At 60.5% G+C, this 12,053-nt stretch carries 11 protein-coding genes; 6 read left to right on the top strand and 5 right to left on the bottom strand.

Annotated features, from left to right (window positions below; translation table 11 throughout):
- The first annotated feature begins 113 nt into the window (after nucleotides 1-113).
- Together greA and FHT76_RS18625 are read left to right on the top strand one after the other, a co-directional pair.
- A complete protein-coding gene (gene greA, locus FHT76_RS18620) occupies nucleotides 114-596 on the top strand; it encodes a transcription elongation factor GreA (RefSeq protein WP_183861559.1) in 483 nt (160 codons plus the stop codon).
- Between the two features lie 327 nt (nucleotides 597-923).
- Entirely contained in the window at nucleotides 924-1,769 is an 846-nt protein-coding gene (locus FHT76_RS18625) for a GNAT family N-acetyltransferase (protein WP_183861557.1), read from the top strand.
- Here the strand turns inward: FHT76_RS18625 and FHT76_RS18630 are convergent.
- Nucleotides 1,766-2,683 carry a DMT family transporter gene (locus tag FHT76_RS18630; RefSeq protein ID WP_183861555.1) on the bottom strand — a complete coding sequence of 306 codons (918 nt, stop codon included), beginning with the start codon at nucleotides 2,681-2,683 and terminating at the stop codon, nucleotides 1,766-1,768. The two genes, FHT76_RS18625 and FHT76_RS18630, sit on opposite strands and share 4 nt — an antisense overlap.
- Before the next feature lie 196 nt (nucleotides 2,684-2,879).
- Here FHT76_RS18630 and FHT76_RS18635 point away from each other — a divergent pair, with 196 nt between their 5' ends.
- Together FHT76_RS18635 and FHT76_RS18640 are read left to right on the top strand one after the other, a co-directional pair.
- Nucleotides 2,880-4,178: an adenylosuccinate synthase gene (locus FHT76_RS18635; RefSeq protein WP_183861553.1), complete on the top strand. Its 1,299-nt coding sequence runs from the start codon at nucleotides 2,880-2,882 to the stop codon at nucleotides 4,176-4,178.
- A 60-nt stretch (nucleotides 4,179-4,238) separates the two neighbouring features.
- Nucleotides 4,239-6,575, top strand: a complete 2,337-nt coding sequence (locus FHT76_RS18640) for a hypothetical protein (protein ID WP_183861551.1) — start codon at nucleotides 4,239-4,241, stop codon at nucleotides 6,573-6,575.
- A 73-nt stretch (nucleotides 6,576-6,648) separates the two neighbouring features.
- Here the strand turns inward: FHT76_RS18640 and rpoH are convergent, their stop codons facing one another.
- A complete protein-coding gene (rpoH, locus tag FHT76_RS18645; RefSeq protein WP_016554940.1) occupies nucleotides 6,649-7,557 on the bottom strand; it encodes an RNA polymerase sigma factor RpoH in 909 nt (302 codons plus the stop codon).
- A gap of 162 nt (nucleotides 7,558-7,719) precedes the next feature.
- Complete coding sequence (locus tag FHT76_RS18650; protein WP_183861549.1) at nucleotides 7,720-8,754, bottom strand: RluA family pseudouridine synthase; 1,035 nt, start codon at nucleotides 8,752-8,754, stop codon at nucleotides 7,720-7,722.
- A gap of 42 nt (nucleotides 8,755-8,796) precedes the next feature.
- Here FHT76_RS18650 and FHT76_RS18655 point away from each other — a divergent pair, with 42 nt between their 5' ends.
- Both FHT76_RS18655 and FHT76_RS18660 read left to right on the top strand, forming a co-directional pair.
- Nucleotides 8,797-9,183, top strand: coding sequence for a hypothetical protein (locus tag FHT76_RS18655; RefSeq protein WP_183755591.1), 387 nt, complete (start codon nucleotides 8,797-8,799; stop codon nucleotides 9,181-9,183).
- A gap of 4 nt (nucleotides 9,184-9,187) precedes the next feature.
- Complete coding sequence (locus FHT76_RS18660; RefSeq protein ID WP_183861547.1) at nucleotides 9,188-10,006, top strand: RNA methyltransferase; 819 nt, start codon at nucleotides 9,188-9,190, stop codon at nucleotides 10,004-10,006.
- Nucleotides 10,007-10,008: 2 nt separating this feature from the next.
- Here the strand turns inward: FHT76_RS18660 and FHT76_RS18665 are convergent, their stop codons facing one another.
- Together FHT76_RS18665 and FHT76_RS18670 are read right to left on the bottom strand one after the other, a co-directional pair.
- Nucleotides 10,009-11,166, bottom strand: a complete 1,158-nt coding sequence (locus FHT76_RS18665) for a hypothetical protein (RefSeq protein WP_183861545.1) — start codon at nucleotides 11,164-11,166, stop codon at nucleotides 10,009-10,011.
- A 119-nt stretch (nucleotides 11,167-11,285) separates the two neighbouring features.
- Nucleotides 11,286-11,882, bottom strand: a complete 597-nt coding sequence (locus FHT76_RS18670) for a DUF1134 domain-containing protein (protein ID WP_183861543.1) — start codon at nucleotides 11,880-11,882, stop codon at nucleotides 11,286-11,288.
- Between the last annotated feature and the right edge of the window lie 171 nt (nucleotides 11,883-12,053).

Here is a 12,053-nt window from a genome sequence, read left to right on the forward strand (position 1 = left end):
GGACCACTGGAAGAGATGCTATAACATGGACAGGGTATTGTCGTTCCATCAGTCGGGATGACCTGTCGCCGGTGCGCCGGGAGACCACGAGGCGCCCAAACGGAGTTGCGAAATTGAGTGTTGCTTTCGTCAAAGAAGAAAGTGCTGAAGCCGCATCTGAAACTTTGCTGCCGGATCGTCCAATTTCGCCGCATCCGAACCTTGTGACCGAAGCGGGATTGAAGGCTCTGGAATTGCAGCTCCAGCAGGCGCGCGACGCATTCGATGCCGCAAGCACTATCGAGGACATCAATGAGCGACGGCGGCAGGCTGCGAATCCCTTGCGAGACCTACGCTACCTCGCGACTCGCGTTCGCACCGCCGAGGTTATTCCCGACCCGTCTTCGTTCGATCAAGTGGCCTTTGGAAGCACCGTGACGTTCAGCCGCGACGACGGGCGTGTGCAGACATATCGCGTTGTTGGAGAGGACGAGGCTGATCCCAAAGCGGGATCGATATCCTTCGTGTCCCCAGTGGCAAGGTCCCTAATCGGCAAGTCGATTGGAGATGTCGCCACTGTCGGTGGCCAGGAACTCGAGGTTATCGCGATCGCGTAGGGCGTCGCTTCCGCGTCCTGCGGAGCGTTTTTATCGAAGATGGGCATCCTGGCACGATATAAAATCCAGTTGCTCGTCTGATGGTCGTTACTGAGAACTTACCATGTCTTTATGTTCTCTTAAGTAATTCCCTTGAGATTGTATTCTCCCTGTTCCATGATGATTGCGATGCGAAGAATTTCGGGTCGTGCCTCATGACGATCGATGTAGATCGCCTCGGCCATGAACATGTTTCTTCGCTCCCGGCCGACTTTGCGCCGTTAGACTTTCATTCTTGTCTTTTGCCGCGGGTATAGGCTTGCGGTCGATCTGATTTAAGGACGTTGCATGAATTCGGAGTTTGCCGTTCGCCCGATGCGACCCGGTGAGTTGGAGCTAGTGCTCGAATGGGCGCGTCAGGAGGGCTGGAATCCTGGCCTCGACGACTCGATTGCCTTTCACGATGCGGACCCCTCCGGATTTTTCGTTGGCGTGCTCGGGGAGGTGCCGGTCGCCTCGATTTCGGTCGTCAAGTATGGCGACGACTTTGCTTTCCTCGGACTCTATATCGTGCATCCGGATTTTCGCGGCCGCGGCTACGGCAAAGCCATCTGGAATGCCGGCATGGCGTCCGCGGAGGGCCGCAGCATCGGCCTGGATGGCGTCGCCGCTCAGCAGGGTAACTACCGCAAGGCCGGCTTCGAAGAGGCCTATCGGACGGTTCGCTACGGCGGCGTGATATCAGCCCTGCCGGCCTCGACGCTTGTCGCGCAGGCTGTCTCCGACAAACTTGACGGATTGTTGCGCTATGACGCGACCATCTTTCCCGCCCCGCGGCCAGCATTTGTGGCGTCGTGGTGTGCGGCCCGCAGGGACAGGCACTCGGCCGTGGTGCGCAGGAGCGGCAAGATCCGCGGGTATGGCACGATCCGTCGTTGTTACGACGGCTACAAGCTCGGCCCGCTGTTTGCTGCCGACAAGGATAGCGCCGCAGCGTTGCTTTCGTTGCTGGCACCGCAGGCAAAAGGAGCGAGGGTCTTCATCGACATCCCCGCCAGCAACGGCGAGGCGATTGCGCTTGCAGAGGAGATGGGCTTGGCGCCCGTCTTCGAAACGGCTCGAATGTATCGCGGCGCCGCGCCGGTCGTTCCGCTGAAGAACGTCTTTGGTGTAACGACGCTGGAACTCGGCTAATCCATTGGTGATGCAGGGGCGGTGGAGACGGCTGTCTGGGGGCGGCCCTTTTCGGCAATGGCGATGCCGCCCAATGCAAGCGCCAACGCAACGATGTGAAAGGCCTGCAAATGCTCGCCAAGCAGGGCGACCGACAACAGCGTTCCGAAAACTGGCACGAGATTGATGAAGAGACCGGCCCGGTTTGCGCCGATCGCCTCAACGCCTTTGATGTAGAGGATTTGCGCGAGGAGTGAGGCGAAGATCGCGGTGTAAAAGGCGATCAGCCAGCCGCTGTTGTCGGGCAGTTGAATGGCGCCTTGACTGCCCTCCCAGATGAGTAGCGGCACGGCAGTGAGCGTCGCGCCGAGTGCGGGAACGGCCATCAGCGTGCGCCAATCGAGTGGCGGCTTCCAGCGAAGAAAAATCGTATAGACCGAATAGGCGGCGACGGCGATCAGCATGAGTCCGTCGCCGCGGTTGAGGCCGAGCTGTAGCAGCGTCCTCAGGTCGCCGTGCGCGGCGGTCAATGCGACCCCGACCAAGGTCATCGCGAAGCCGACGACTTGCGCCGTAGAAACGCCTGTGCGGAAGAAAACAAAGTTCAAGAGGAAGATCAGCATCGGGATGCCGGCCTGCTCGATCGCAACATTGATCACGGTCGTATACTGGACGGCGGAGTAGAGCATCGCGTTGAAAAGCGTGTAGCCGACGACGCCGTAGAAGAAGAGAAGCGGCAGGTTCTTGCGAACGATCGGCCAGTCGCGCTTCAATTGCGGGACCGAAACGGCGGCAATGAGCGCTGTTGCAAGGAACCAGCGCAGAAATGTCAACGTCATCGGGCTGACGTGCCCGAGCGCGAGCTTGCCCGCTACCGCGTTTCCGCCCCAGCACAATGCCGCGACGACGAGAGAAATATAAGCGGCAACCTGCACAGGCGATTCTTCCAGATGACGGCGATGCGTTCTCAACCCCAGGATATGATTGGCCAATAGCCCGATGATGGCTGATTTGTCACGTAAAAAGCCGATTCCGGCGGCATAACAGGGTCGCTTTCCCCGTGACAAAGCTTTATAGATGCGCGGGTTTGAGAAGGGTGCGGTTAAATCCGCCTTTAACAGGAAGACGTGAATGACGAACGTAGTCGTGGTCGGTTCGCAATGGGGTGACGAAGGCAAGGGCAAGATTGTCGATTGGCTTTCGGAACGTGCGGACATCGTTGTGCGCTATCAGGGCGGACACAATGCAGGCCATACGCTGGTAATCGATGGAACCAGCTACAAGCTCTCGCTGTTGCCATCCGGCGTCGTGCGTCCCGGCAAGATGGCCGTGATCGGCAACGGCGTCGTCGTCGATCCGCACGCACTGATTGCCGAAATCGAGAAGCTGGGAAAGCAGGGCGTCAAGATTTCCCCCGAGAACTTGCGCATCGCCGACAACGCGACGCTTATTCTCTCACTGCACCGCGAGCTCGACGCCTACCGTGAAGACGCTGCGTCCAACAGCGGTACGAAGATCGGCACCACGCGCCGTGGCATCGGCCCGGCCTATGAAGACAAGGTTGGCCGCCGTGCGATCCGTGTGATGGACCTCGCCGATCTCGACACGCTGCCGGGCAAGGTCGACCGCATCCTGACGCACCACAATGCACTGCGTCGCGGCCTTGGCGTTGCCGAGGTCAGCCATGATACGATCATGACGGAACTGACGTCGATCGCCGACCGCGTGCTTCCGTACCGCGATACGGTTTGGCTCTTCCTCGACAAGGAACGCCGCAAGGGCGCTCGTATCCTCTTTGAAGGTGCGCAGGGCAGCCTGCTCGACATCGATCATGGCACGTATCCGTTCGTCACGTCTTCGAACACCGTCGCCGGCCAGGCCGCGGCTGGTTCTGGCATGGGCCCGGGATCGCTCGGCTATATCCTCGGCATCACCAAGGCCTATACGACGCGCGTTGGCGAGGGACCGTTCCCGACCGAGCTGCATGACGAGATCGGCCAGTTCCTCGGTGAAAAAGGTCACGAATTCGGTACGGTGACGGGCCGCAAGCGTCGTTGCGGCTGGTTCGATGCAGCGCTGGTGCGCCAGTCGGTTGCCACCAACGGCATTACCGGCATTGCGCTGACGAAGCTTGATGTTCTCGACGGCCTCGACGAACTGAAGATCTGCGTCGGCTACAAGCTGGACGGCGAAGAGATCGATCATCTTCCTGCCAGCCAGGGCGCGCAAGCTCGCGTCGAGCCGATCTATGTGACGCTCGAAGGCTGGAAAGAATCGACGGTCGGCGCGCGCAGTTGGGCCGATCTGCCGGCCCAGGCAATCAAGTATGTTCGCCAGGTTGAAGAGTTGATCGGGGCGCCCGTCGCTCTCCTGTCTACAAGTCCTGAGCGAGACGACACGATACTTGTGACCGATCCTTTTGAGGACTAAGGTCGCGGGTCATTATTTGTGCGGTTCGCGTGGCGGACCGCACTCTTAGAGAAAGTACGAATGGCGGATTTTATCGCAGTTATCCGGCGGGCGGTTGACGGCCTGTCTGAAAATACTCCCGAGATGCGGGTGAAAGTCTACGAGCGCGCTCGCGGTGCTGTGCAGCGGCAGCTCGAGAACATGAAGCCGCGTCCGCCGGAAGCGATGCTGCAACGGCAGCTTGAAAAGCTCGAGGCTGCAATCCGCGAAGTCGAAGCGGAACACGCCGAAGCCGTTCCGTCCGCGGACGATGTTGCCGCGGCGGCTGCGCCCGAAGTCGAGACCGCCCATGAGCCGGAGGCCACCGCTCCTGAACCGGTCGCCGCCGAACCCACTGTTGACGAGCCGGCAGACGAGACATCGGTTCACCAAGAGCATGTAGAAGCTGAAGAGCCTGCGCCTGCCTATCAGGAGCCGCGCGAAGAGCCTGCGCATTATCACGAAGAGCCTGCCGCTGCCGAGCCGGAATATGCTGCCCAGCACGACACGCATTGGCCGCATGAAGAGCCGTCGGCTCCCGCTGAAGAAGTCGAACCCGTCGAGCACCTGCGCTCCGCTCCTTCCGAAGAGGTCGCTCACGAGGAACGGCAGGGCTCTGACGAGCATGTGGGCATAGAAGAGCCTGTTGCCGAGCCCACCGAGCCTCCGTACGTGGAGCCGGCTTTGCAGCCAGCGGCGCGCGACTACGATCTGACCAACCGTCTGGTCGAACCAGTCTATGGCTTGGATCGCTCGCCGGAAGAATTCGTGGATCGCAGCCAGGAAGAGCCGCTCCATGCGGACGCCGCCGGGCATTTCGATCCGGTATGGGCTGAGCCCGTCGAGGAAACGCCGGCGCCGCCGGCCAAGGATGCCCCGACAGACTGGGCGCTCGAGGAATTGAGGCAGTTTTCCGAGGCAGCGCCCGTTGCTCCGGCAAACGAAGCCGCGCGCGCGTTCGAGGACGTCATCGCCGGCATCGACCATGCACCGGCTAGCGTGAAGATGCCTGCCGCCAACGAGGGGTTCTCCTGGGAGGCAGCAGCCTTCGACGATCTCCCACCGATCGAAAGCGGCAAGAAGGTTCCGATCAACGCGCATTTCGACGATGGCGATCTCTTCTCGGAGATCCATGGCACCGCGAAAGCTGCGCCGGAAACCAATCCTGCGTGGCAGGAGGCACGGCCGCTTCGTGGCTACGACAACCGCGGCGTTGTTGCCGAAGACGACGACGGCACTGCGCCGCCCGATCTCGACAGCGCCGTTGCCGCGAAGTTCCAGGGCAAGAATCTGCGCATGGAGCCGAAGCGCCGCCGGTTCGGCATCGGCTCCATCGTAACCATCCTCATTGCGCTGGGCGTTGTTGGCGGCGGCGGGTATGCCGCCTGGACCCATCAGGATGCGCTGTCGACGATGTTGAAGAACCTTGTCAGCGCCGCTCCGTCGCAGAGTGCGAAGAACGAGCAGGCGCCGGCCAAGCCGGATGCTTCGACGCCAGCCGCGGCGCCACAGACCAGCGACGCCAAGCCGGCAGACGCAAACAAGGAAGTCGCCTCGTTGAATGACGGCGCTGCCGTCAACAACAAGTTCAACCAGCGGCTTCGTGCCGACGGCACCGAGGTCGACAGCGGCCCCGCTGCTGTTCCAGGAACGCCGACGGCCGAAGGAAAGTCGGTAGCCGAGCAGAACGTTGCTGCGGCCGATCCGACGCCGCCTGCGACCTCGACGACGCCGCCCTCGACGAGCGCTACCCCTCCGGCAGCCACGTCAGCGGCGACGCCGCCGGCGGACGGTGCAGCACAAACCGCGCCGGTCGGGTCAAATGAGAAAATGTTCCTCTATGAAGAGCGTATCGGGCAGAGTTCGCCGACTGCTATCCAGGGGTCGGTGGTTTGGAGCCTCCAGCACGAGGCAGGCTCGGACGGCAGGCAGGAAGCATCCGTGCAGGCGACCGTGACCGTTCCGGAACGCAACCTGTCGGCGCAGCTCACCTTCAAACGCAATTCGGATCCGTCGCTGCCTGCAAGCCACATCGTCGAAGTCGTCTTCTCGTTGCCGCCAAACTTCGAAGGCGGCGCCATCGAGAGCGTTCAGCGCATTTCGATGAAGCGGACCGAGCAGGATCGCGGCGACGCGTTGATTGCCGTTCCCGCAAAGATCACGGACGATTTCCATATGATCGCGCTGAATGACTATCCGGATGCGCGCAAGGCGAACCTCGATCTCCTCGGAAGCCGCGACTGGATCGATATCCCGATCACCTATCGCAACGGCCGCCGTGCCCTTCTGACGATGCAGAAAGGCTCGACGGGCGCGGAGGCGTTCAACGCCGCGATCAAGGAATGGGCCGCATTTGGCGACGTATCGACCAGCCAATAATCACTGGTTGGAGTAAATAAAAAAGGGCGAGACCAAACGGTCCCGCCCTTTTTCATTTGAGGAAACTTGCGCTTTAGGCTGTCGCTTCCACGACCCGAACGGCCTTGGCGCGCTCCAGAGCTTCCTTGCGCACGGCATCCTGGACTTTTTCGAAGGCGCGGACTTCGATCTGACGAACGCGTTCGCGGCTGATGTCGAACTCTGACGAGAGGTCCTCCAGCGTTACCGGATCTTCAGCGAGACGACGCGCCTCGAAGATACGGCGTTCGCGATCGTTCAGAACGCTCATCGCCTTCGCCAGCATACGGCGACGCGTGTCGAGTTCGTCCTGCTCGATCAGAACCGCCTCTTGGCTATCGTGGTCGTCGACGAGCCAATCCTGCCATTGCCCGGATTCGCCTTCCGAGGCCTTGATCGGTGCGTTCAGCGACGCGTCGCCCGACAGGCGACGGTTCATCGAGACGACCTCCTCCTCGGAGACGTTCAGCTTCGTGGCAATCTCAGCGACGTGTTCCGGCTTCAAGTCACCGTCGTCAATGGCCTGAATGCGGCCCTTGAGACGACGCAAGTTGAAGAACAGTCGCTTCTGGTTGGCGGTCGTGCCCATTTTCACCAGAGACCACGAACGCAGGATGTACTCCTGGATCGACGCCTTGATCCACCACATGGCATAGGTGGCAAGACGGAAGCCGCGTTCCGGATCAAACTTTTTGACGGCCTGCATCAGGCCGACGTTCCCTTCGGATACGACTTCGCCGATCGGCAGGCCATAGCCGCGGTATCCCATCGCGATCTTCGCAACGAGGCGCAGGTGACTGGTGACGAGTTTGTGAGCGGCTTCGCGATCGCCATGTTCCGCATAGCGCTTCGCAAGCATATATTCCTGCTGCGGTTCCAACATCGGGAACTTGCGGATCTCGTCGAGATAGCGATTGAGACCGGCTTCGCCGGCGGTAATGGACGGCAAGTTATTTCGGGCCATAAAAGCACCCTCCTATCTGAATTCCGGTTCCCGATGGAACGCGCCCCTGCGTTAAAAAGGCGAACCGGGGACGTGCGGCTTTATCGGAGCCCGCACTAAGTCAATGTACAGATAAGTATGGCCGAACAGGGGTTCAAGGCCGCACACCGTTTCACGAAGGCGTTACTCCGCCTTGGCCCGCAGGGCGCTTGCCAACTCTTCCATGTCCTCAGGCAGAGGCACTTCAAAGTGCATCACCTCGTTGGTGCGGGGGTGCTCGAATTGCAGCATATAGGCATGGAGGGCCTGCCTGCCAAAGGCATTCACAGTCTTCCTGGCAGCATCCGGAAGGAGATTTGCCTTTGTCTTGAAACCTGCGCCGTAGACCGTGTCACCGAGCAGCGGGTGGCCGATATGTGCCATGTGCACGCGGATTTGATGCGTGCGGCCGGTTTCGAGATGACACTCGATGAGTGAGGCGAGCGAAGTCGCGTCGGGATTCTCATGAAAGCGCTCGAGCACTTCATAATGTGTGATCGCCTCGTCGGCATCCTGCGTCTCGGGCCGTTTGACGGCACGACGCGTACGGTCGCCGACGGAGCGCCCCAGCGGGGCATTGATCGTCCCCGTCAGCGCGCGAGGACGCCCCCAGACGATTGCCTGATAGGCGCGCTCCAAGGGCATGGTGCGCCCGTGATCGGCAAACTGCAGCGAGAGGTGGCGATGAGAGATGTCGTTCTTGGCGACGACCATTACACCTGTGGTGTCTTTGTCCAGGCGGTGAACGATCCCCGGACGACGGACGCCGCCGATACCGGAAAGACTGTCGCCACAATGGTAGATCAGCGCATTGACGAGCGTACCGGTCCAGTTCCCTGCCGCTGGATGGACGACGAGGCCCGCAGGCTTGGAGATGACGATGACATCGTCGTCTTCGAACAGAATATCGAGCGGAATGTTTTCGCCCTGGGGCGTCGGGTCTTGCGGTTCCGGTAGGACTATCTCGAAGACATCGCCTGGACGCACTTTTTTCTGCGGATCGGCGACGACCTTGCCGCCCGCCGAGACCTGGCCTTCCTTGATCAGCACCTTCACGCGACTGCGCGAAAACTCTTCCCCAAGCTGTGCCGTCATCCACGCATCGAGACGGCCTTCGGCACTCTCGTCGGCCGTGAGGACTTTTCTAATGCCGGATGCTTGTTTAAAGGGGTCGCTCAAGACGCTTCTTCTCCGAATGATTTATAGAACGGAACGCCACATATGACGAATATCCAGCCAGAAGGTGATCAGGACGAAAAGCCCCTTGATCCGGTGATGGAACGTGTCCGGCGCAAGATGATCCGCCTGCAGATTGTTTCAGGCATCATCATGTTCGTGAGCCTTATGGCGGTCTTCGGCGCCATTGTCTACAAGACGATGCGGACTCCCGCGAGCGAACCAACAGCCGTGACATCGGCCGGCGTACCGTCGGATGCGCCTATATCCGTGACGGCCGTGTTGCCGCCGGGCTTCATCATTCAGTCGTCGTCGTTCTCGGGAGGGCAGATCATGTTCTTTGGGGCCACGGCCGACGGGATCATGAAGTCGCTCGTCTTCGATATCAAGGCAGGACGCATTGTCGCCGATGTGACCATCAACGGCGGCTAGGGCGATGGCTTCTCGGCTCGTTGCGATCGAGAGCGCGGACGATGCTCGCATCGCTGAGTTCCGCGATATCCGCGAACGGGATCTGACCGGTCGGCAGAACCGCTTCATTGCGGAGGGTACGGTCGTGCTTCGCATGTTGGCGGAAGCCAGCCACAGCGGCAGCTTTACAACCGAAAAGGTGCTGTTGCTCAGGAACCGCGTCGATGGCGTCGCTCCCATTCTCGAGCGGCTGCCGATCGAGGTGCCCGTCTATGTTGCCGAGGCCGAAGTTCTGGACCGGATCGTCGGATTTCATCTCCATCGCGGCGTATTGGCCCTCGGCAGGCGCGAGGTAGCGGAAGTCGATCTCGTCGACCGATTGTCTAAGCGTTCGCTGGTCCTTGTCGGTTGCGGCATTTCCAATCATGACAATGCCGGATCCATGTTCCGCAACGCGGCCGCCTTCAAGGCCGATGCCATCTTCCTCGATGAAACGTCCTGCGATCCGCTGTATCGCAAGGCATTGCGCGTCTCCGTCGGCTCCGTCCTCAGTGTGCCTTACCAGCGGAAGGGCACTGGACTTGATATACTGGCGCGGCTTGCCGCGAACGGCTTCGCCATCTGGACACTCTCGCCGCGCGGCGAGACCGACATCCGGGCGATACCGCCAGCCGGCAGGATGGCGTTGGTCGTAGGCACGGAAGGCGAGGGATTGCCGCCTGTTGTCCTTGAGCGCTTCAACAGCGCGCGCATTCCGCAATCGGAGGGATTGGACAGCCTCAATGTGGCGACGGCCACGGGCATCGCTCTTTTCGCCATGGCGTCAGCAGTGAAGCGGATCTGATCTCAGCCTGGTTCCGACAGGATCGTCGCTGCGCGCTGCGCAAGGTTGATGCGCTCACCATCCTGATGGTCTGCGGCATCCGGCAGAAGGTCTCGGATCGGCGACGTGGGGCCTTCATTGATCGCTGTCAACGCGACCATTCTTGCGGCTATGTCGGCGATCTCTTCGCGTGCGGCTTCATCCTGATACGTGTCCGACTTTGCTTTCAACTGTTCCGAAACGGCGGCGCTGCGCTTGCGCACTTCTTCGCTCAGGCGTGCCGCGATCGCCGCGGTATCGAGTTCGGCTGCCATCGTTTCCTCGGTTGCCCGCTCCTCTGAAACCGCATCTGCGGCTACGGGTTGAAGACCGGCATTGCGCAGTGCACGGTTTGCCTTGCGCAGTTCGGCGTTCGCCGCCTTGATCTGTTCTTTCAGCTTCGCAATTTCCTGCTGGCGGCGTCCGAGTAGCGTATCCTTGTCGGCCACCGACGCCGCATCGCGGTCTGCCTGATCTTCCAGCCTGATGACCGCGTGCTCGTGCTGGGCGAGGGTCTGCTCCGCATCCTTTGCGCGCTTCTGCAGCAAGCTCACGTCCTGGCGAAGCGTGTCGCGCTCGATGCGGACCGCATTCGCCTTGAAGCTCATGCTTTCGATTTCGGTCTCGCGCGCCGCCAAATCGATCTTCAAATTGTCGCTCTGTTCCGCAAGTCTGTTGAGGCGCGTGCGAAGCGCTTCAAGTTCGCCTTCCTTGGCCGCACTTGCCTGCTCCGCGATGTGGAGGCTCGTCTTCAGCTGGCTGATGTAGTTTTCATCCTTGCGCAGATGCGAGCGCTGTTCCGCTGCTTCGACACTCATGTCGCTGATCTGCGCCTGCAATCCGCCGATTTCAGCCGCAAATCGTCCGGCGTCGAGCGCCAGTGAATCGTGTTTCAACTGCAGCGCCAGCGACTTCTCGCGCTCGCGCACCAGCTGTTGCGTCGTTTTGGCGTTTTCCGCGGCATAGAAGGCTCGGACCATGTCCTTCTGCGCCCGCACCTCCTGCGGGCTGAGCGGCATGGTCGCGCGCATCCGATTTTCTGTATACCAGACGATGCGACGGTGGACAGCGGGCGACACCAGGAAAACGAGGAACGCTGCCGTCAGGAAGCCCAGTCCGAACAAGAGAGCATATTCGATCACGGAGTTGCCACGGCTTCCAAAAGTTGATTTGCGTCAGGACCAATGATTAAGCGGACCTGACGCGTAGAGCAAGTGGCGGAAAGGTAACGGCGAGCGAGAGTTCGACAGCGCCGATAGAATCAGAAGGGATTCCAGGTCGGATTCGGCGTGACCTTGAGGTATCCGACATTCAGTCCAAGGCGCGCCCCGACACCGGTGCGGATCGGCACCACTAGGACGTTTTCATTCTTGAGAAGCGTCATACCGAAGCCGGCGATGACGAAGGCCTGACCGCTGACGCCGCCGAAACGGGCATAGATGGCGTCGGTCGAGGGCAGGTCATAGACCAGCATCATGACGCGTGTGCCCTGGCCACCATAGTCGATGCCGAGCGACGGGCCTTGCCAGTAGAGCGGATGCTCGCCGGCATTCTTGGTGTTCAGCTGACCTTCGCCATAGGTAAGTCCGGCGATGAAGGCACCGGAGCCTTCCTGGCCGAGGATGTAGCCGTTCGGAAGGCCGTATTTCTGAAAGGCCGCTTCGACCACCTTTGCGAGCCCGCCGCTGGTTGAGCCGAAAAACGAGTGTCCGGCGTCAACGATCTCCTGCATCGTGTACTGGCCATTGTTGGCCTGCTGCGCCGCCGCCTGCATGGGGATAAGCACGAGGGGCGAGAATATCAGCGCAACGAGAAGCCGGCAGAGGACCGGGAGTCTTCCGAGGAAATGGGCGCGCATGGGTGTCATCCGTTCATCATGGTCGGTACGATGAGCCGTTTCCGGCGTTTGATTCATTTTGCGCGTATGGTCTTAACAATCGGTTTACCAAATATGGTGCCATTATGGCGCCGAGTACGGCCGCAAACTTCGCGCAATTTTGATGACGCAAGATAGACGGCGGAATGACCC

Source organism: Rhizobium sp. BK176, from assembly GCF_024808055.1.

Excerpts from the sequence above, each read along its gene's own strand:
- FHT76_RS18625 (WP_183861557.1), top strand. The coding sequence starts at position 924 with ATGAATTCGGAGTTTGCCGTTCGCCCGATGCGACCCGGTGAGTTGGAG.
- FHT76_RS18635 (WP_183861553.1), top strand. The coding sequence starts at position 2,880 with ATGACGAACGTAGTCGTGGTCGGTTCGCAATGGGGTGACGAAGGCAAG.
- FHT76_RS18640 (WP_183861551.1), top strand. The coding sequence starts at position 4,239 with ATGGCGGATTTTATCGCAGTTATCCGGCGGGCGGTTGACGGCCTGTCT.
- rpoH (WP_016554940.1), bottom strand. The coding sequence starts at position 7,557 with ATGGCCCGAAATAACTTGCCGTCCATTACCGCCGGCGAAGCCGGTCTC.
- FHT76_RS18655 (WP_183755591.1), top strand. The coding sequence starts at position 8,797 with ATGACGAATATCCAGCCAGAAGGTGATCAGGACGAAAAGCCCCTTGAT.
- FHT76_RS18660 (WP_183861547.1), top strand. The coding sequence starts at position 9,188 with ATGGCTTCTCGGCTCGTTGCGATCGAGAGCGCGGACGATGCTCGCATC.
- FHT76_RS18670 (WP_183861543.1), bottom strand. The coding sequence starts at position 11,882 with ATGCGCGCCCATTTCCTCGGAAGACTCCCGGTCCTCTGCCGGCTTCTC.